This window comes from Pseudoalteromonas sp. HL-AS2 (assembly GCF_031198805.1).
Taxonomy (GTDB): Bacteria; Pseudomonadota; Gammaproteobacteria; order Enterobacterales; family Alteromonadaceae; genus Pseudoalteromonas; species Pseudoalteromonas nigrifaciens.
This window is the reverse complement of record NZ_CP133571.1, coordinates 2,659,187-2,677,653: the sequence shown is the minus strand read 5'-3', so window position 1 is coordinate 2,677,653 and position 18,467 is coordinate 2,659,187. Positions and strand designations below refer to the sequence as shown.

Annotated in this window: 22 protein-coding genes; 8 read left to right on the top strand and 14 right to left on the bottom strand. The window is 40.5% G+C overall.

All coding sequences use genetic code 11. From position 1 onward, the window contains the following. Position 1 precedes the first annotated feature (1 nt). The 4 genes from RB215_RS12495 to ung are packed head-to-tail and all read left to right on the top strand — an operon-like array spanning position 2 to position 3,609. Entirely contained in the window at positions 2-1,492 is a 1,491-nt protein-coding gene (locus tag RB215_RS12495; RefSeq protein ID WP_179806965.1) for a cobyric acid synthase, read from the top strand. Continuing rightward, on the top strand, positions 1,476-2,075 hold the full coding sequence (cobO, locus tag RB215_RS12490) for a cob(I)yrinic acid a,c-diamide adenosyltransferase (RefSeq protein WP_011329211.1): 600 nt from the start codon (positions 1,476-1,478) through the stop codon (positions 2,073-2,075). The genes RB215_RS12495 and cobO overlap by 17 nt, the downstream gene beginning before the upstream one ends. Further along, positions 2,075-2,950 (top strand): cobalamin-binding protein, encoded by an 876-nt coding sequence (locus RB215_RS12485; RefSeq protein WP_182683924.1) that lies wholly within the window; start codon positions 2,075-2,077, stop codon positions 2,948-2,950. The genes cobO and RB215_RS12485 overlap by 1 nt, the downstream gene beginning before the upstream one ends. After that, positions 2,947-3,609, top strand: coding sequence for a uracil-DNA glycosylase (gene ung / locus RB215_RS12480; RefSeq protein WP_182683925.1), 663 nt, complete (start codon positions 2,947-2,949; stop codon positions 3,607-3,609). Before RB215_RS12485 ends, ung begins: the two co-directional genes overlap by 4 nt. Positions 3,610-3,665: 56 nt before the next feature. Here the strand turns inward: ung and RB215_RS12475 are convergent, their stop codons facing one another. Beyond that, entirely contained in the window at positions 3,666-3,845 is a 180-nt protein-coding gene (locus RB215_RS12475) for a DUF3545 family protein (RefSeq protein WP_011329208.1), read from the bottom strand. A gap of 270 nt (positions 3,846-4,115) precedes the next feature. Then, the gene (tal, locus tag RB215_RS12470; protein ID WP_089368743.1) at positions 4,116-5,066 is read right to left on the bottom strand and encodes a transaldolase; all 951 of its coding nucleotides are present in this window, start codon (positions 5,064-5,066) and stop codon (positions 4,116-4,118) included. A gap of 231 nt (positions 5,067-5,297) precedes the next feature. Between tal and yaaA the strand changes: the two genes are divergently transcribed. Then, entirely contained in the window at positions 5,298-6,077 is a 780-nt protein-coding gene (gene yaaA / locus RB215_RS12465) for a peroxide stress protein YaaA (RefSeq protein WP_011329206.1), read from the top strand. Positions 6,078-6,209: 132 nt separating this feature from the next. Further along, positions 6,210-7,166 carry a mechanosensitive ion channel family protein gene (locus RB215_RS12460; RefSeq protein ID WP_309216507.1) on the top strand — a complete coding sequence of 319 codons (957 nt, stop codon included), beginning with the start codon at positions 6,210-6,212 and terminating at the stop codon, positions 7,164-7,166. A gap of 95 nt (positions 7,167-7,261) precedes the next feature. On the opposite strand, the gene mgtE is transcribed toward RB215_RS12460, so the two are convergent. The 12 genes from mgtE to RB215_RS12400 form a co-directional block, all read right to left on the bottom strand. Beyond that, positions 7,262-8,620: a magnesium transporter gene (mgtE, locus tag RB215_RS12455; RefSeq protein ID WP_011329204.1), complete on the bottom strand. Its 1,359-nt coding sequence runs from the start codon at positions 8,618-8,620 to the stop codon at positions 7,262-7,264. 147 nt (positions 8,621-8,767) lie between these two features. Further along, entirely contained in the window at positions 8,768-9,040 is a 273-nt protein-coding gene (locus tag RB215_RS12450; protein ID WP_011329203.1) for an HPr family phosphocarrier protein, read from the bottom strand. A gap of 43 nt (positions 9,041-9,083) precedes the next feature. Then, the gene (gene rapZ, locus RB215_RS12445) at positions 9,084-9,929 is read right to left on the bottom strand and encodes an RNase adapter RapZ (RefSeq protein WP_011329202.1); all 846 of its coding nucleotides are present in this window, start codon (positions 9,927-9,929) and stop codon (positions 9,084-9,086) included. 21 nt (positions 9,930-9,950) lie between these two features. Next, positions 9,951-10,403, bottom strand: coding sequence for a PTS IIA-like nitrogen regulatory protein PtsN (ptsN, locus tag RB215_RS12440; protein WP_041454569.1), 453 nt, complete (start codon positions 10,401-10,403; stop codon positions 9,951-9,953). A gap of 4 nt (positions 10,404-10,407) precedes the next feature. Beyond that, complete coding sequence (gene hpf / locus RB215_RS12435; protein ID WP_011329200.1) at positions 10,408-10,695, bottom strand: ribosome hibernation promoting factor; 288 nt, start codon at positions 10,693-10,695, stop codon at positions 10,408-10,410. Positions 10,696-10,721: 26 nt separating this feature from the next. Beyond that, positions 10,722-12,215 (bottom strand): RNA polymerase factor sigma-54, encoded by a 1,494-nt coding sequence (locus RB215_RS12430; RefSeq protein WP_058374151.1) that lies wholly within the window; start codon positions 12,213-12,215, stop codon positions 10,722-10,724. Between the two features lie 69 nt (positions 12,216-12,284). After that, entirely contained in the window at positions 12,285-13,010 is a 726-nt protein-coding gene (lptB, locus tag RB215_RS12425; protein ID WP_011329198.1) for an LPS export ABC transporter ATP-binding protein, read from the bottom strand. Beyond that, complete coding sequence (gene lptA / locus RB215_RS12420; protein ID WP_011329197.1) at positions 13,007-13,552, bottom strand: lipopolysaccharide transport periplasmic protein LptA; 546 nt, start codon at positions 13,550-13,552, stop codon at positions 13,007-13,009. The genes lptB and lptA overlap by 4 nt, the downstream gene beginning before the upstream one ends. Beyond that, positions 13,542-14,099 (bottom strand): LPS export ABC transporter periplasmic protein LptC, encoded by a 558-nt coding sequence (gene lptC, locus RB215_RS12415; RefSeq protein ID WP_011329196.1) that lies wholly within the window; start codon positions 14,097-14,099, stop codon positions 13,542-13,544. Before lptC ends, lptA begins: the two co-directional genes overlap by 11 nt. Then, complete coding sequence (kdsC, locus tag RB215_RS12410; RefSeq protein WP_011329195.1) at positions 14,096-14,647, bottom strand: 3-deoxy-manno-octulosonate-8-phosphatase KdsC; 552 nt, start codon at positions 14,645-14,647, stop codon at positions 14,096-14,098. Before kdsC ends, lptC begins: the two co-directional genes overlap by 4 nt. Next, a complete protein-coding gene (locus tag RB215_RS12405) occupies positions 14,648-15,619 on the bottom strand; it encodes a KpsF/GutQ family sugar-phosphate isomerase (RefSeq protein ID WP_011329194.1) in 972 nt (323 codons plus the stop codon). It abuts the gene before it with no gap. A gap of 9 nt (positions 15,620-15,628) precedes the next feature. After that, positions 15,629-16,597 carry a calcium/sodium antiporter gene (locus RB215_RS12400; RefSeq protein WP_041454567.1) on the bottom strand — a complete coding sequence of 323 codons (969 nt, stop codon included), beginning with the start codon at positions 16,595-16,597 and terminating at the stop codon, positions 15,629-15,631. A 266-nt stretch (positions 16,598-16,863) separates the two neighbouring features. Here RB215_RS12400 and RB215_RS12395 point away from each other — a divergent pair, with 266 nt between their 5' ends. Together RB215_RS12395 and mlaE are read left to right on the top strand one after the other, a co-directional pair. Beyond that, on the top strand, positions 16,864-17,679 hold the full coding sequence (locus RB215_RS12395; RefSeq protein ID WP_309217167.1) for an ATP-binding cassette domain-containing protein: 816 nt from the start codon (positions 16,864-16,866) through the stop codon (positions 17,677-17,679). Beyond that, positions 17,679-18,458 carry a lipid asymmetry maintenance ABC transporter permease subunit MlaE gene (gene mlaE / locus RB215_RS12390; protein WP_041454775.1) on the top strand — a complete coding sequence of 260 codons (780 nt, stop codon included), beginning with the start codon at positions 17,679-17,681 and terminating at the stop codon, positions 18,456-18,458. Before RB215_RS12395 ends, mlaE begins: the two co-directional genes overlap by 1 nt. The last annotated feature ends 9 nt before the right edge of the window (positions 18,459-18,467 follow it).

The window sequence follows — 18,467 nt, the reverse complement described above, 5'->3', positions numbered from 1 at the left end:
AATGAAAACGTTAATGGTGCAAGGCACCACATCCGATGCGGGTAAAAGTACACTGGTTGCGGCGCTGTGTAGAGTATTTGCTAATAGAGGGCTAAATGTAGCGCCATTTAAGCCACAAAATATGGCATTAAATAGTGCAGTTACAGATGATGGTGGTGAAATAGGTCGTGCTCAAGCACTGCAAGCTATAGCGGCAAAGGTAGCCCCTGAAACTGACTTTAATCCCATATTACTTAAGCCAAATAGCGATACTGGCGCGCAGGTTATTATTCATGGTAAAGCCATAAGTAATATGGAAGCTGGGGCGTATCACGATTATAAAAAAGTAGCTATGGATGCAGTACTCACGTCGCATAACCGTTTAGCAAAACGTTTTGATTTATTGCTGGTGGAAGGGGCGGGCAGCCCAGCCGAAATAAACCTCAGAGCCAACGACATTGCTAATATGGGCTACGCCGAAGCCGTTGACTGCCCCGTAATTATAATTGCCGATATAGATAAAGGCGGTGTGTTTGCTCATTTAGTGGGTACTTTGGCATTGTTGAGTGAGTCGGAGCAAGCGCGGGTAAAAGGCTTTGTAATAAATCGTTTTAGAGGCGATATAAGCTTATTACAAAGTGGACTTGATTGGCTGGAACAGTACACAAGTAAACCGGTGTTAGGCGTATTGCCGTATTTACACGACCTTGCATTAGATGCTGAGGATGCAATTGCTATTGATAATACGCTAACTAATGCCAGCGTTAATATTGCCGTGCTGCTTGTGCCGCACATTAGCAACCATACTGACTTTGATGCACTGCGCTTACATCCCAATATAAATATTAATTATGTAGCGCATACACAAGCGATCCCCGATGTTGATTTGATCATTTTACCGGGGAGTAAAAACGTATTAAGTGATTTAGCCTTTTTAAAAAATGAAGGCTGGGATACACAAATAAAACGCCATTTACGTTATGGTGGTAAAGTGCTCGGTATTTGTGGTGGTATGCAAATGCTTGGCAATAGTATTAATGATCCCCTAGGTGTTGAGTCATCATTACAGCATATGCCGGGGCTAGCGTTAAGTGATTTTACCAGCACACTTACAGCACAAAAAATATTGAGTAATGTAACCGCGACTATGCAATTAAATAACCAGCAAACACTTTGTAGTGGCTACGAAATTCATGCAGGCATTAGCCAAGGTGAAGCACTTAATAAACCATTTTTAAGCTTTAATGAACACCCAAATGGCTTTACAGCCGATGGGTTTATTAGTGATGATAACGCCATAGCGGGTACTTATTTACATGGCTTATTTGATCAAGCGAGTGCCACATTGCAAATATTAAAGTGGCTCAAAGCCGATACAGTTATTAATCCGGTTAATATTAACCAGCACCGTGAGCAGCAACTAGAGCGTTTAGCTGCCATGTGTGAAACGCATTTAAATATTGCACACATTATTAAAATTTATGAAGGGCATAATCATGAGCGAACAAAGTAAAGATAAACATCAGCAACGCCAACAAAAATTAAAAGATCAAGTTGATGCACGAATAGCTGCAGCGCAACAAGAAAAAGGTATTTTTCAAGTTATAACTGGTAATGGCAAAGGTAAGTCGACCTCAGGATTTGGTGTGGTAGCACGTTGTGTTGGCCATGGAAAAAAAGCCGCTGTGTGTCAGTACATAAAAGGCACTTGGGAATGCGGAGAGCGTAACTTGTTACAGGGGGTGGGTGTGGAGTTTGTGGTAATGGGCACAGGCTTTACATGGAATACCCAAGACAAAGAGAGCGATACCGCAGCCGCGCAAGCTGCTTGGCAAGAGTCAAAGCGACTGCTTAGTGACGCAAGCTTAGATGTAGTGCTGCTCGATGAGCTAACCTACATGGTAACCTATGGGTATATTGATGTAGATGAAGTGCTAGAGGCGATTGGCAACAGACCGCCAATGCAGTCGGTTATTATTACCGGCCGCGCAGCCCATCGTAAATTAATAGAACTGGCTGACACAGTAAGCGAAGTGCGTAATGTAAAACATGCATTTGATGCAGGTGTTAAAGCTCTGCAAGGTTTTGATTACTAATGTTTAAACAGCTTGTTGTTGGCCTATTGTTACTCTGTTTATCCCAGCATGCGCAGGCCAACAAGGTACAAATTGATAAAGTACAGCCAGCTAAAACACTGCGTATTGTGGCACTGGCCCCGCACATAGTAGAAAACCTGTATGCAATAGGCGCGGGAGATAATATTGTTGGCACAGTTGATTACGCCGACTACCCTGCAGCGGCAAAAGGTATTACCCGTATTGGCGGTTACTATGGTATTTCAATCGAAAAGCTTTTAGTCCTTAAGCCAGATATAGTAATTGCTTGGAAAAGTGGTAATCAAAGTGATGATTTAGCACAAATAGAGCGCTTAGGTATTAAGCTTTATTTAACTGATCCAACGACAATTACAGGTATTGCCGATGAGTTGCTTATGCTAGGAAAACTTACCGGTAACATTAAACAAAGCGAGCAAGTGGTAAAAGCATTTAATGCTAAACTTGCAGCCATTAAAGCCAAGCAACAGGGTAAAAGTAAACTCACTGGCTTTTATCAACTCTGGTCTGAGCCGATGATGACAGTGTCGAAAAATACCGGAATAAGTGAGTTAATAGCCACTTGCCAAGTAACCAATGTATTTGCAAATAGCCGCACCGACTATCCACAAATAAGCATAGAAAATGTGATTGTGGCTAAGCCGCAAATTATAATTATTCCGGATGAAAAATCAGCAACACCGCAACCTACTATTAATTGGCAGCAATGGCCAGAAATACCCGCAGTAAAAAATAAGCAGTTTTTATCTGTAAATGCCGACTTACTACATCGTTTTTCAGCGCGTATGCTAGATGGGCTGGCCGATATGTGTGATAAAATAGACGTATCACGTCAACAAATAAAGAGCATACAATGAGCGATTGGACTGCATTTTTAAAGCAAGAATTACAGCAAGCATATATGCAGCAAACACTCGACTACGTTGCTAAGCGCCGCAGTGAAGGTGTTGCTGTTTATCCTCCAAAAGAGCAAGTGTTTAGCGCATTTGCTGCAACACCGCTTAGTGATATACGCGTTGTTATTTTAGGGCAAGATCCTTACCATGGTGAAGGCCAAGCACATGGTTTGTGTTTTTCAGTATTACCTGAGGTTAAAAAGCTGCCACCTTCGCTTAAAAATATTTATAAAGAGCTGGCTAGCGATATAAACGATTTTGTTATTCCTACCCATGGTTACTTGCAAAGCTGGGCAGAGCAGGGAGTGTTTTTACTCAATACAGTACTTACGGTAGAGCAAGGCCAAGCCCATTCGCATAAACACTTAGGATGGGAGCAATTTACCGATAAGGTTATTGCGCATATAAACACCCATTGTGAAGGCGTAATATTTATTTTGTGGGGTGCTCATGCACAAAAAAAAGGTAAGGGAATTGATAGCGCACGCCAGCATATTTTAGCAGGGCCGCACCCATCGCCACTGTCTGCTCATCGAGGTTTTTTTGGTTGTAGGCATTTTTCAGCCACGAATGCGTTATTGCAATCTCAAGGTAAAACGCCGATTAATTGGCAAGTATAATTTTAACTTTTAAAACCAAAGGCCCGCACAGTAATGCGGGCCTTTTAGTTAGTCGTTTAAAAGTCGAGCTCATTAACGGCTATACTGTCTGTAAAGTAGTCCAACTCCTGTAGTTCTTTGCGTAAACGATACTTTTCTTGTATTGCTTCGATTTCGCGCCATCTTCTTTTTTTATTTTTTTGAGAAGCTTCCTTTTTTGTTTCAGGACCTTCTATTATATTGCTTAGGCTATCCATGAATATCTCCTTTAGACTGCATTTGATACCAGTCTTATTAAAAACATAAGCTATAACGGCTCACTAATTTAACGCAATAGGTATTAACTTCGCGAATACCTATACCATAGGCCTAGCTAAAATAGAATATAAAAGTGACATTTATGTTACTAAAGTGTGATTTGTTGATGAAGCTTTACTTTACGATGGGTTTATAAGTTTTTTGCATATAAATTACAGGCATAAAAAAACGTCGCAACTGCGACGTTTTTATACAAGCGTTTGAGCCAATTACATGGCTTTAAAGCGTGCTTCTAATTGTTCTTGAGCATCAGCAAAAGAGCGAATACCTTCAGCTAACTTTTCAGTCGCCATAGCATCTTGGTTATGCAACCAACGAAATTGAGCTTCGCTAAGCGGTGCCGGTTTTGGCTGCTGCGCAACATCTTTTGCTAGTAAGTATTCTGGTGCATCTTCAAGGTTACCCAACTCTTCTAAAAGATTGGGGCTAATAGTTAGCTTATCGCAACCAGTAAGGGCAATAATTTCGCCGGTATTACGAAAACTTGCACCCATAACTACCGTTTTGTAGTCGTGGCGTTTATAAAATTCAAAAATGCTGCGTACCGATTGTACCCCAGGATCTTGCAGTGGGTCGGTCGGTTTTTCCATACCGTTAGCAACGTGCCAATCTAAAATACGACCAACAAATGGCGAGATTAAAAATACGTTAGCATCGGCGCAAGCACGTGCTTGGGCATCACTAAACAATAAAGTAAGGTTACATTTAGTACCTTCTTTTTCTAGTTGTTCAGCGGCTTTAATGCCTTCCCAAGTAGAGGCTACTTTAATTAAGATTTTATCTTTGCTTACGCCTTCTTTTTCGTAAAGACTAAGTAGCGTGTGCGCTTTATCAATAGTTGCTTGGGTATCAAACGAAAGACGTGCATCTACCTCAGTAGAAATATAACCAGGTACAATAGCGCTAATTTCTTTACCTAATAATACCGCAAAGTAGTCGCATGCTAGCGCTAGTTGCTTCGCTGGATCTTGCTCGGTTTCTTTGGCGTAGCTCCATGCTTTATTTAAATAAGGCTTATAGGCTTCAATCTCGCTCGCTTTTAATAACAATGACGGATTGGTCGTTGCGTCTTCTGGTTGATGCTTTTTAATTGCTTCAATATCACCCGTGTCGGCCACGATTGATGAATGTTGTTTTAGCCTTTGTAGCGCGTTAGTCATTTGCTTTCCTCATTCCAAGCAAGTTAAAAGAAAATCTAAACTACTTTAATATTACACCATACTGCAACAGCGAAGTAATGCTTGATAGGTCTTATGTCCTTATCAATATAAAAACGGTTATGTATGAATTATTAAGGTAGGATCAGTCTGTTTAATATTAAACAAAACGTGCTTTTCGTTTCATTTAATGTTGAAATTGACATTAAATAAATTACAAGTCAATAGCTAACTATGATCACTGTTATTTCACCTGCAAAAAATCTTGATTACACCACGCCACCTGCAACCGATAAGTTCACTCAACCGGAATTACTTGAGCACAGCGAAGCACTGATGCAAGTATGCCGTGAACTAACCCCTGCGCAAATTGGCAGCCTGATGAAAATTAGCGATAAGCTCTCAGGGCTTAACGCTGCTCGCTTTAGTGAGTGGGCACAGCCATTTACCACAGAAAACGCTAAACAAGCGGTACTGGCCTTTAATGGCGATGTATATGGTGGTTTAGATGCTAGCACGCTAACGGCTAATCAGCTTGATTACGCACAAAGCCACCTACGCATACTATCGGGCTTATATGGGCTTTTAAAGCCGCTTGATTTAATGCAAGCGTATCGCCTTGAAATGGGCACCAAGCTTGAAAACAGCCGTGGTAAAAACCTGTATGAGTTTTGGGGCAGTGTAATTGCCAATAAACTTAACGAGGTATTAAAAGCCGAGGACGCCCAATACTTAGTTAACCTTGCTTCAAACGAGTACTTTAAAGCGGTTGATAAAAAAGCCCTTAATGCACAAATAATTACTCCACACTTTAAAGACTGTAAAAATGGTCAATATAAAGTAATTAGTTTTTACGCTAAAAAAGCACGAGGCATGATGGCGCGTTACCTCATCGAAAATAAAGTAACTCAGCTAAGCCAGCTTAAAGAGTTTACAGTAGCGGGTTATTACTTTAGCGCCGAAGCAAGTGTGAAAGAGCTTGAGCCAGTATTTTTACGCGATGAACAAAGCTAAAACTTAAACCTTTACCTAATCTATAAAAGCCATGCACAGCATGGCTTTTTTAATACTGGCGCTATACTTGCAATTGATATGCGAATTCAAGATTGATTCTAATCACATTATAAATCAATAGGTGCAAGTTACATGTTTAGTATTCCCTCAATTAGCGACGCCGAAAAACTTATCGAAGAAAAGCTCGGAGGGTGGTTTGATGTCGTTATAAGCCATATTCCTAATTTTATTGTGGCAGTTATTATTGTCATTCTATTTTCTATGCTGGCTCGCTTTGCCGGTAACTTAATGAAAAATTTATTACGCCGCTCCCTCGATTCAAAACAGATAGCTGATTTAATGGCTTCTATATTTAAAGTGCTGATATTAAGTGTAGGAGTGTTTATAGCACTGGATTTTATGGGCTTAAAAGGCACGGTAACGTCATTACTAGCTGGTGCCGGTATTGTTGGTTTAGCGATTGGTTTTGCATTTCAAGATATGACCGAAAACTTAATAGCAGGTATTGCTATGGGTATTCGTAAGCCATTTAAACCAGGTGATGTAATAAAAACTGATGATGTGTTTGGCTCTGTGCATTCAATAAACCTGCGTAATACACTAATAGAGAGCTTTTATGGGCAGCAAATACTAGTGCCTAATAAAATACTATTTAGAAATGTATTGCGAAACTACAGCACGCTAGGCGTTAGACGCATAGAAGTGCCGGTAAGAATTTCATTAACAGAAGACATAGAAAAAGCCGCAAACGTTATTGTGGATAAAATTAATCAATTTGAGTTTGTAATACGCCAAGATGAAACGGCCGTATACGCAGAGAGTTTTGGCGACAGTAGTATTAATTTATTATTGTGGTTTTGGATTAAATACCCTGGTGAGCCAGACTTTATGACAGTACGCCACAAAGGTGTTGTGGCAGTACAGCAAGCACTAAATGAGGCTGATATTCGTATTCCATTCCCAATGCGCAGTTTAGATTTTGGGGTTAAAGGTGGCGAAAACCTCGATGCAATAATAAGTAATAAAGTAAATACACAATCGTCAAAGCAAGAAGGAGTCGATGGCTCTACAATCAATAAAGAAGACTAGATAACCTGATAACCTGAACGCTGGTTAAATTATATTGCGTAAAAGTTACTTTTAACCAGCGCGTATTTACACAGTAATGCGCGCTGGTTTACTGATTAAACCAGCAACCAAGTTGCGGTGCCTAAAAAGGCAAAGATACCTACTATATCGGTTACTGTAGTGAGTATTACACTGCCAGCAAGTGCAGGGTCTATTTTCATACGTTTAAGTATTATAGGAATACACGCACCCGCCACACCCGCAACAACTAAGTTCATAAACATTGCAAACGCCAGTACCGCGCCAAGCATTAAGTCCCATTGCCATAGGGCAATAACACTGGCAATTAAAACAGCCCATAAAATACCGTTTAATGCACCAATGGCGAGTTCTTTTATCATTACAAAGCGTTGGTTAGTTTGGTTAATATGACCTACTGCTATACCACGAATAACCAAGGTTAATGACTGGCTACCGGCCACCCCACCCATCGAAGGGACAATGCCGTTAAGCACGGCTAAAATAGGCAGTATTGCTAAAGTACCTTCAAAAAAGCTGGCAACAAAAGCAGCTGCCAGAGCCGTTAATAAGTTAACACCTAGCCAAACAGAGCGTTTTTTTGAGCTTTTTAAAACCGGTGCAAAGGTATCTTCTTCATCATCAAGACCCGCTAAACCTAATAAGTGATGTTCTGCGTCTTCGCGTATTACATCAACGATGTCATCGATAGTAACACGGCCAAGTAGTTGGGCATTGTCGTCAACTACTGGGGCTGATATCCAGTTATGACGTTCAAATAATTGCGCCACTTCGCTTTCATCCATCGAAATAGGAATAGACTCACAGTCTTCATCCATTAGGTCATGAACAATTTTTTCGGGCGAATTAGTTAGTAAGGTACTTAACGATAAAGCGCCTAAAAAACAGTTATGCTTATCGACAACGTAAAGGTCGTCGGTACCTTCTGGGAGTTCGCCGCGCAAGCGAATGTAACGCAGTACCACATCTAGGGTTACATCAGGGCGAATGGTTACTGTATCTGTGTTCATCAGCGCGCCAGCAGAGCGTTCCTGATAGGAGAGTGCTTGCGTAGCACGTTCTCTATCTTGAATGTCCATGGCGCTAACCACGTCTTTATAAACCGTGTCAGGCAGGCTTCGCAGTACTTCACCTAAGTCATCGTGGCCCATGTCTTCAGTGGCAGCAGCAATGTGCTTAGGTTCCATTTGGGCAATAATGCCTAAACGTACATCTTCAGAGAGTTCTTCAAGGACATCACCTTGTACATCTGGATCAACTAATTGCCAGAGCAGGCGGCGAACTTTATGTGGTGATGATTCTAGTAAAAGTGCGGTATCACAAGGAGCTGTTTTTGCCAGCATGCGCCTAACTTGAACAAACTGACCACTATTGAGTGACTTGGTCACTTGTTGTAATTGTTGTAGTGGGTAGTCTTGTTCGAAAGTTTCGGGCATTGGCGTCCTTAATTTATTTTTATAACGTTAGGGAAGAAGTTAGTCATTAACTTCGTTCAGTTTATCTTACTTTTTTTAGCCAAACTAGCTTAAGGTTTCACTAACCCTATATTTTAGCTCGTTTACTTGGTTTAAATAAAGTGCCTACTATTCTTGTTCGTTAAAGCGCTGCGCTATTAATTGGCCAACGGCATGTAAAGCATGCTCTGCATCGGGTCCTTCGCACACTACTTTTACTTCTTTACCTTGGCTGCTTTCTAGTAACATTAAAGCCAGTACGCTATCGCCAGCGGCTTCTTTTTCATCTTGAAATAAGGTAATAGATGCGTCAAATTGTACCGCTAATTGTGCTAATACGGTAGCAGCTCTAGCATGCAGGCCTAGCTTGTTTTTTATTAAAAATGTATTTTCTAAGCGCATAAGATACTCTACTTAAGCTGAACAGATGATTATTTAAATTGAATTATTTTTCTTGCTCGCGATGGCGAATTTTTACATTAGGGTGAGACATAGCAAAGCTTTCACCAATTGTTTGCGCTAAATAAACTGAGCGGTGCTGACCACCAGTACAACCAATAGCAATGGTTAAATAACTGCGATTATTACGCTCTAGGTGTGGTAACCACGTTTGTACAAAGGTTTGAATTTGCCAAGTAAATTTTTGCACAATACTATGACTAGCTAAATAATCTTTTACTGGTTGATCTAATCCAGTTAAAGGCTTGAGCTCCGGTTCCCAGTGTGGGTTTGGTAAAAAACGCGCATCAAAAACATAATCAGCACCTTTGGGAATACCATGCTTAAAGCCAAACGACTCAAAGGTAATGATAAGCTGTTTGTCTTTTTTACCGAGTATGGTTTCACGCATAGATTCAGCAAGTTGATGCACACTTAAATCGGTTGTATCAATGACATGATCAGCCCGCGTTACGAGTACATCGAGTAATTCTTTTTCCTTTTTTATTGCTAAATCTAGCGGTAGCGAATCAATCGAAAGCGGGTGCAAACGACGCGTTTCTGAATAACGGCGGATTAACGTTTGATCGTCGCTATCTAAATAAAATAACGTTGGTTTAGCAAAGTCGGGCAAGTACTCAAGAATATCGTTAAACTGCTGCTGATCTTTAGGCAGGTTACGCACGTCTATACTAACGGCTATTTTATCGTAGTTATCAGAGACACTGCGCACTAATGAAGGCAGCAAATTTACCGGAATATTATCTACACAATAGTAACCTAAATCTTCTACAACACGTAAAGCAACTGACTTACCAGAACCTGATCGGCCACTTATAATAATTAATTCCATTTACCACCCCTTTATTAGTAACTAGGATTGATCCAAAATAACTTGGTATAACGCTTCATCAGACTTTGCCGCACGCAATTGCTTACAAAACTCTTTATCGTTTAGTTTATCAGCTATTGTGGCTAGTGTTTTCAAGTGCTGCTGGTTATCGCCATCGGGCACTATAAGCGCAACAAAAATATCAACTGGACGATTATCAATTGCATCAAAATTAATAGCGGTTTCGCTTATTAAAATTAAGGCAAGAGGCTCTTGTGCCCCGCTCATACGGCCATGTGGAATTGCTATTCCTCGGCCAATACCGGTACTACCTAGCTTTTCTCTTGCCAATAAAGCAGTGAGAATATCTTGCTGAGGTAAATACGGCATTTTTTTATGCGCGAGTTCACTGATGAATTCTAAAATTCTTTTTTTACTATTAAAAAGGACCACAGCTTTGCTGCAGTCCTGGCATATAAGTGAGCTTAATTTCATAGTGTTAGTGTCGAGCAAACTTCTCTTTGTGTTTAATTACTTGACGATCGAGTTTGTCAATCAACGAGTCAATGGCAGCGTACATATCTTGGTGTTCGGTCGATGCAAATAGCTCAGCGCCACTTACAAAAATTGTTGCTTCAGCTTTTTGACTTAATTTTTCTACATCGAGAATAACATGCACATTAGTTATGTGATCTGAGTGTCTTTGCAGCTTTGCAAATTTATTATTTACATAGTCTCTTAATGAGTCTGTAATGTCTACATGACGACCAGTTAAGTTTAGTTGCATCAGCATTTTCCTCTTTGTTGTACGTCTTAAATCAAGCTTTTACGTTGATTCGACGGGGGAATAGCCAGAGATTCGCGATATTTTGCAATTGTCCGTCTAGCTACTTTAATTCCTTGCTCAGCCAATATATCTGCAATCTTGCTATCACTCAATGGTTTGGCTAAGTTTTCTGCAGCTATCAACTTTTTAATCAAGGCACGTATGGCAGTTGATGAACATTCGCCACCATTTTCGGTGCTTACATGGCTTGAAAAAAAGTACTTAAGCTCAAAAATGCCACGTGGAGTGTGCATATATTTTTGCGTAGTGACCCGTGAAATAGTCGACTCGTGCATTTCAACTATTTCGGCAACATCGTTTAAAACCATAGGTTTCATGGCTTCTGGGCCATGTTCAAAAAACGCTTGTTGCTGCTTAACAATACAATTAGTTACTTTCAGGAGGGTTTCGTTTCTACTTTCTAGGCTTTTAATAAACCATTTAGCTTCTTGTAAGTGCGAGCGAATAAATTGGCTGTCACCGCTGGATTTTACTGTACGAGACATAGCCGCATATTGGCTGTTAACACGTATTTTTGGCATGCTATCTGGGTTTAGCTCTACCACCCAGCGGCCTTTTATTTTTTTAACAGACACGTCAGGTATAACGTATTCAGACTCTTCTCTGACAATAGTATCCGCAGGCTTAGGGTTAAGCGTATGAATAAGTGTCATTATTTCTTTAAGCTCTTCTTCTTTGAGCTTAGTTTTTTTCATTAACGTACGATAGTCGCGAGCAGCGAGTAAATCGATATGATCAGTTAACACCATTTTTGTTTCGTTAATATAAGGGGTGTCTTTATCAAATTGATTTAATTGAATGCATAAGCATTCTTGCAAGCTGCGAGCTGCAATACCAACAGGATCAAATAATTGAATGCGCTTTAGCACTGCTTCTATTTCATCTAGTTCTACTTCGTGTTCGTCATCACTTTCTTGATTAAAGCTTGCTAAAAGGTCTTCGCAACTGAGGGTTAAAATACCAGAGTCATCTACGGCTTCAACGATAGCTATGGCAATAGCTTCGTCGGTAGGGCTAAAAGGGGTGAGCTGTAATTGCCACATTAAGTATTCATGCAGGGTTTCGGTTGATGCACCTTGATAAATAGATTCATCTTCAGGCATTGGCCCTGATGAAGAGGCAGGCGCTGCGCTCATATATTCATCCCATGATACATCCATGGCCATGTCGTCGCTTATGGTGTCTTTATTTAGTGCTTCACCGCTATCTTGCTCATACTCGCTTGGGGTGTCGTCAGCAGAGGCGCTAACAGTAATGTCATCTGCTTTTTGCTCGTTTTTACCTGCTGATTCTTCCGTGTAATCTTGTTCATCAACTTCAAGTAATGGGTTGCTATCAAGTGCTTCTTGTATTTCTTGCTGGAGATCCAAGGTACTAAGCTGCAATAAGCGAATAGCCTGTTGCAGTTGCGGAGTCATTGTAAGTTGCTGGCCCATGCGCAGCTGTAATGATTGCCTCATTTATCTCTAACAATCCTTATAAATTGATATGATTAATCTTAGCAGATGCTTATAGTAATAACATAAATATTACAGTTTGAACTGCTCGCCTAAATAAACATCACGTACTGTTTTATCGTTTAATACAAATTCAGGAGTACCAGATGCAATTAGCTCCCCATGAGAAACAATGTAGGCTTTTTCACAAACATCAAGGGTTTCCCTTACATTGTGGTCGGTAATTAGTACGCCAATACCACGATTTTTAAGGTGTTCTATAATTTTTTTAATATCGAGTACTGAAATGGGATCCACGCCAGCAAAGGGCTCATCAAGCAATATAAATTTAGGATCTGCAGCTAAAGCACGTGCTATTTCTACGCGGCGACGTTCACCACCAGATAGCGCCATACCTAAGCTGTCGCGAATATGTTGCAGGCTAAATTCGTCCAATAAACTATTTAGGGTTTCTTCCCTGGCTTGTTTATTTAGTTGCTTACGCGTTTCTAAAATAGCCATTAAATTTTGATACACAGTGAGCTTTCTAAAAATAGAAGATTCTTGTGGTAAATAACCAATACCTAAACGAGCACGGCTGTGCATAGGAAGTAAGGTAATATCGTTATCATCAATTAATATTTTACCTTTGTCGCTAGGTACTAAGCCTACAATCATGTAAAAGGTAGTGGTTTTACCTGCGCCATTTGGGCCAAGTAAACCAACAATGCTGCCAGCTTTTACTTCAAGTCCTACATTTTTAACAACTTCACGGCCTTTATAGCTTTTTGCTAATAGCTCTGCTTTTAATGTACTCATGGCTGACCTTTATTGAGTTTTTGTTCTTTTTTTACGTCTACAGGCACTAAAATAGTGTGTACCCGATCAGTTGAGTTTTCATCTTTTTCAGCACTTATAAGCTGTTGCTCTATATCATAGGTGATGCTTTTAGCCGTAATTTTTTGCCCAGCTTGAGAAATGTTTGCATCTCCTACCAGGGTTAAAAAACGTTTCGCTACATCGTAACGTACTTCGTTAGCGCTGGCGCTCATGACAGTGCCATCTGCTTGCTTTTCTTCAAAATATGCAGGGCTGCCCGTGGCAATTAATAGTTGTTTATTATCGCCAAGTTCGTCGCGCTTATGTACTTCTAAACGATCGGCGGTGATACGACGATTACCGTGAATTATCTCGACGTTTTTCTCAAAAATACCAACGTTTTCTTTTAGTTGGCCTTCTTGGCGGTCAGCACTAATAGAAATTTGATTAGCTAATGGGGAAGTACTTTGCTCTGCCGCATTACTATTAAATACAAGTATAAGCGATGGAATAATAAGTATTTTTGCAAGGTTATTGGTCATAATATAGTGTTCGCGTATGGTTAATTAGTTTTATCACCTCGGTTGTTAAATTGGCTTCAAGGCCTTTACCGGTGATCTTTAAATTCGGTCCAGTTATAATAACGGGCTGTTCGCTGCGCATAGTGAGTAGCATTATATCTACTTGAATATTGTCGGCGGTAATTTTGTCTATCATTGCGCCATCAATTAAGTTTTGGGCAGTTACATTACCCTCTAAAATTAATTGTCTTTCATCGTAAAGTGTTGCTTCATCAGCATTGATACGCCACGTTTTTTGTCTGTCGTCGTACAATATGAAAGTAGGTTTTTCGAATAAGGTAAATCCTAGCTGCTCGTAAAGCTCCGTCTTAACCGCAGTTACTTTATGGCTAATTTCACCGTTTTCGTCAAAAGCTGTTTGTTTTAGCTCAATGGCGGTGTAATCGGGTTTAGCTATTACTTCTGAGTCGGCTTTAGCAACCGTATTTACCTGAGTGAAATAAGGGTACCAAAGCCAAACCATACAGCCGATGAATAAAACGCTTAAGACTATGCGCGCTATATTCATGAACTGGTGCCTTGGCTAGTTAATGGTTTATTGTTTTCAAGCATAAGTAAGTCGGTTAGCTCTCTTACTGCACCAAAACCACCCGGCATTTGCGTAGTGTAATGTGCTAAGCGTTTAATTAGTGGGTGCGCGTCGTTTACTGCGACTGCAAAGCCAACTAACTCCATAACAGGCATATCAGGGCCATCATCACCAATATAAGCAATTTGCTCATCGCTCAAATTAAGCTTGTTTTTAAGTTCTTGGTAGGCAATAAGCTTGTTTTCTTGACCTTGATAAATATGCTGCACGGTTAAGCTGGTCATACGTTGTTGTACTATTTGCGAGTGCCTGCCGGTAATAACCGCTACTTCAAAGCCGCTGTTAATAAGTGCTTTAATACCAAAGCCATCTTTTGTATTAAATGCTTTTAGCTCTTCACCTTGGTTGCCAAGATAAATTCGGCCATCAGAAAATACGCCATCAATGTCGCATATAAGTAGTTTTACTTTTTTTGCGCGCGCTTTAGCGTCATCACTTAGCGCTTGATAGAGTTCTTCAAATTGCATTTATAATACTCCTGCTTTAAGTAGGTCTTGCATATTGAGTGCCCCAATAGGCTGATTATGCTCATTAATAATAATTAAGCCATTAATGCGTTTATGTTCCATGATATTAAGCGCTTGCGCAGCAAGCATATCTTGGGTTGCCGTGGTACACGATTTAGTCATTACTGCATCTATTGATGTGGTATGAATATCAACGCGTTGCTCTAAAATACGGCGTAAATCACCATCGGTAAATAACCCGGCGAGTTGCTGATTATCGTCAACTATGGCGGTCATACCTAAGCCTTTAGCTGTCATCTCAATCAGCGCATCTTTAATAGTTTGCGAAGTAGTTATAATAGGCGTATTTACACCGCTGTGCATAACATCTTTTAAGGTGAGCAGTAATCGCTTCCCTAAACTGCCACCGGGATGCGATAGTGCAAAGTCATCGGCAGTAAATCCGCGTGCTTCTAACAGTGCTACCGCCATTGCATCGCCCATAGCGAGTGTTGCCGTGGTACTGGCTGTTGGTGCTAAGCCTAATGAGCAGGCTTCTTTTTCTACTTTAATGCATACATGCACGTTAGCAAGTGTGGCCATGGTTGATTGTGTATTTCCTGTCATGGAAATAATTTTTGCACCAAGGCGTTTTAACACTGGAATAATATTAAGTACTTCACTGGTTTCGCCTGAGTTAGAAATAAGCATAACGACATCGTTTTTAGTGATCATGCCCAAATCGCCGTGGCTGGCTTCGCCTGGGTGCACAAAAAAAGCAGGGCTACCAGTGCTTGCTAAAGTTGCCGCAATTTTATGGCCAATATGCCCCGACTTACCCATACCAATAATTATAATACGGCCGCTGCAGTCATACATAAGCTGACATGCCTGATGAAAATTATCATCTACATATTGTTTTATATCAAAAAGTGCTTGGCGCTCGATATCAAGAACACGTAGCCCTTGCTCGATAAAACTTAGCTTGGTCATAGACAACTCTTACCCTATTTGACTAAAGATGTAACCTTGGTAAATCAAAAATGCGCTTAGCAGTAAACCACCTTCTACTCTATTGATACGCTGAGCGCCTCTAAAGTTCAATGACATAACAATAAGTGCCAAGGTTGCTGCAATCATAATCAGTACATCACGATTAGCAATAGAAGGGTCGATTATCGATGGATTGATAATACCGGCAAGTGGTAACACGGCTAAAATATTAAAAATATTTGAGCCCACAATATTACCCAGTGCTAGGTCATCTTCATTTTTAAGCACACCTGCAACAGACGCTGCCAGTTCTGGTAAACTGGTGCCAATAGCAATAATAGTTAAGCCAATTACCAAGTCACTTAAGCCAAAGAATTTTGCAATATCGACAGCTGAGCCAACTAAAAAGTGAGAACTAACAGGAAGTAATATCAAGCCCACAATGAGCCAAAAAACTGCCTTTTTAGTGGGAACGTTATCGGGTACTTCATCGCAGGCTTCGTTTACAAATGGATCGTTATTATTTTTAGCTCTTAGGGAGATAATAATAAGTCCAAAAATAAATACAACAAAACCAATAAGTAGGGCAATTGCTTCTGGGTATGAAAAATAGTTATCTGAAAAAATATACCAAGTAGCTAACGAAATAATTAATACCAAAGGTATTTCACGTTTTAAGGTGCTTGATGAAACAGACAACGGGCGCAATAAAGCGGTAATACCCAGTACTAATAAAATATTGGTTATGTTTGAGCCAACGGCATTGCCTATGGCAGTATCGGTTTTACCGGCTAAAGCGGCAGAAGCCGAAACCATCATTTCAGGCGCTGATGAACCCATTGCAACAACGGTTAACCCTACAATTAAAGTAGGCACACCAAAGTTTTTCGCCAGTGCTGCGGCGCCATAAACGAACTTGTCAGCGCTCCAAACTAGGCCAGCAAGACCAAAAATTAAAATAACAAATGAGGTAACCATTGTATTGAACCAGTTATTGAAAATACATATTGCGCGAATAGTAACAAAAGCCAATCTGAAAGTATAAATAAAACAGTGGCGAAGAGAGCGGTTAATCACTTATTTTATAAATATTTAGGGTATGCTATGCAAAGGTTTAAGCCAAGGTTAAGGTGGTTTGAGCGAGCCTTATAACTGTTTTGGCAATTACATTACAAAATCTTACGAATTGTTTTTTCCATCTTGGTCGAAAAAGCCTTAAAATAGGAATACGAGTGAATATTGTTATGGAGAGCGACTTGTCGCAATCAATAGTAGAAGTCAAGGATGTTTGCTTTTCAAGGGGCGATAGAATCATATATAAAAATATGAGTTTTAGTGTTCCTAAAGGTAAAATCACTGCCATTATGGGGCCAAGCGGCATTGGTAAAACTACCATGTTGCGTTTAATTGGCGGTCAGCTAAAGCCTGACTCTGGTGATATTTTATTTGAAGGCAGTAGCATTCCAAAAATGTCACGTAAAACCCTATATGAAGCGCGTACCAAAATGAGTATGCTTTTTCAAAGTGGTGCATTATTTACTGACATGTCGGTATTCGATAATATAGCTTTTCCGATTCGAGAGCACACTAAGCTAAGTGAAGACCTTATTCGTTTAGTGGTATTAATGAAGTTACAAGCTGTGGGTTTACGAGGCGCTAAAGATTTAATGCCGTCGGAGTTGTCAGGTGGTATGGCTCGCCGTGCAGCTTTAGCCCGCTCTATAGCACTTGACCCTGAATTAATTATGTATGACGAACCATTTGCAGGCCAAGACCCTATTTCTATGGGAGTACTGGTAAAGCTTATAAAGTCACTCAATGAAGTGCTTGGTTTATCGTCTTTAATTGTGACCCATGATGTGAACGAAGTCATGAGCATTGCCGATCACGTTATAATAATTGCCGATCAAGGTGTTATTGGCAGTGGATCGCCAGAACAAATGCGTCAACACGAATCTCCTTTGGTACAGCAGTTTTTAAAAGGCTTATCGGATGGTCCTGTGCCATTTCATTTCCCGGCACAAACATATGCAGATGAGTTGCTTGGAGAGAATAAATGATGTTGAATTTTCTGCAAAAAATAGGGCATAAAACACTAGGTCGTTTTGCAGCGCTAGGGCGCTCAGCGAACATGTTATTTGGTGCACTTGTGCACATACCTAACTTTAAAAAAGGCACCCCCTTACTCATTCGCCAGCTTTATATGGTGGGCTCACAATCGTTGCTCATTATTGTGGTGTCGGGGTTGTTTATTGGCATGGTATTAGCGCTGCAAGGCTATACAGTGCTGGTTGGTTATGGTGCAGAGGATAGCTTAGGCCCTTTAGTTGCGCTGAGTTTGCTCAGAGAATTAGGTCCTGTGGTTACTGCATTGCTATTTGCTGGGCGGGCGGGCAGTGCGCTCACCGCTGAAATTGGCTTAATGAAAGCAACCGAGCAATTGTCATCACTCGAAATGATGGCCATTGATCCATTGAAACGTATAATTGCACCGCGTTTTTGGGCTGGTTTAATAAGTATGCCGTTGTTAGCATTAATATTTTCGGCAGTGGCTATTATTGGTGCCCATTTAGTCGGCGTTGATTGGCTAGGCGTTGATACCGGAAGCTTTTGGTCAATTATGCAATCACAAGTTTCGTTTCAGCAAGACATACTCAATGGCATAATTAAAAGCGTTGTATTTGCTATTGTAGTGACCTGGATCGCCCTTTATAAAGGATATGATTGTGTACCAACTTCTGAGGGGATCAGTAAAGCAACCACAGAAACCGTGGTGCACTCATCTTTAGCAGTGTTAGGGTTTGACTTTCTTTTGACAGCGGTAATGTTTACCAACTAGTAGGGTATA

Excerpts from the sequence above, each read along its gene's own strand:
- ptsN (WP_041454569.1), bottom strand. The coding sequence starts at position 10,403 with ATGAAATTAAGCTCACTTATATGCCAGGACTGCAGCAAAGCTGTGGTC.
- rapZ (WP_011329202.1), bottom strand. The coding sequence starts at position 9,929 with ATGGAATTAATTATTATAAGTGGCCGATCAGGTTCTGGTAAGTCAGTT.
- RB215_RS12460 (WP_309216507.1), top strand. The coding sequence starts at position 6,210 with ATGTTTAGTATTCCCTCAATTAGCGACGCCGAAAAACTTATCGAAGAA.
- tal (WP_089368743.1), bottom strand. The coding sequence starts at position 5,066 with ATGACTAACGCGCTACAAAGGCTAAAACAACATTCATCAATCGTGGCC.
- ung (WP_182683925.1), top strand. The coding sequence starts at position 2,947 with ATGAGCGATTGGACTGCATTTTTAAAGCAAGAATTACAGCAAGCATAT.
- RB215_RS12395 (WP_309217167.1), top strand. The coding sequence starts at position 16,864 with ATGGAGAGCGACTTGTCGCAATCAATAGTAGAAGTCAAGGATGTTTGC.
- RB215_RS12475 (WP_011329208.1), bottom strand. The coding sequence starts at position 3,845 with ATGGATAGCCTAAGCAATATAATAGAAGGTCCTGAAACAAAAAAGGAA.
- RB215_RS12450 (WP_011329203.1), bottom strand. The coding sequence starts at position 9,040 with ATGCGCTTAGAAAATACATTTTTAATAAAAAACAAGCTAGGCCTGCAT.
- hpf (WP_011329200.1), bottom strand. The coding sequence starts at position 10,695 with ATGCAACTAAACTTAACTGGTCGTCATGTAGACATTACAGACTCATTA.
- RB215_RS12495 (WP_179806965.1), top strand. The coding sequence starts at position 2 with ATGAAAACGTTAATGGTGCAAGGCACCACATCCGATGCGGGTAAAAGT.
- lptC (WP_011329196.1), bottom strand. The coding sequence starts at position 14,099 with ATGAATATAGCGCGCATAGTCTTAAGCGTTTTATTCATCGGCTGTATG.
- kdsC (WP_011329195.1), bottom strand. The coding sequence starts at position 14,647 with ATGCAATTTGAAGAACTCTATCAAGCGCTAAGTGATGACGCTAAAGCG.
- lptA (WP_011329197.1), bottom strand. The coding sequence starts at position 13,552 with ATGACCAATAACCTTGCAAAAATACTTATTATTCCATCGCTTATACTT.
- mlaE (WP_041454775.1), top strand. The coding sequence starts at position 17,679 with ATGTTGAATTTTCTGCAAAAAATAGGGCATAAAACACTAGGTCGTTTT.
- RB215_RS12430 (WP_058374151.1), bottom strand. The coding sequence starts at position 12,215 with ATGAGGCAATCATTACAGCTGCGCATGGGCCAGCAACTTACAATGACT.
- mgtE (WP_011329204.1), bottom strand. The coding sequence starts at position 8,620 with ATGCCCGAAACTTTCGAACAAGACTACCCACTACAACAATTACAACAA.
- cobO (WP_011329211.1), top strand. The coding sequence starts at position 1,476 with ATGAGCGAACAAAGTAAAGATAAACATCAGCAACGCCAACAAAAATTA.
- RB215_RS12405 (WP_011329194.1), bottom strand. The coding sequence starts at position 15,619 with ATGACCAAGCTAAGTTTTATCGAGCAAGGGCTACGTGTTCTTGATATC.
- yaaA (WP_011329206.1), top strand. The coding sequence starts at position 5,298 with ATGATCACTGTTATTTCACCTGCAAAAAATCTTGATTACACCACGCCA.
- lptB (WP_011329198.1), bottom strand. The coding sequence starts at position 13,010 with ATGAGTACATTAAAAGCAGAGCTATTAGCAAAAAGCTATAAAGGCCGT.
- RB215_RS12485 (WP_182683924.1), top strand. The coding sequence starts at position 2,075 with ATGTTTAAACAGCTTGTTGTTGGCCTATTGTTACTCTGTTTATCCCAG.
- RB215_RS12400 (WP_041454567.1), bottom strand. The coding sequence starts at position 16,597 with ATGGTTACCTCATTTGTTATTTTAATTTTTGGTCTTGCTGGCCTAGTT.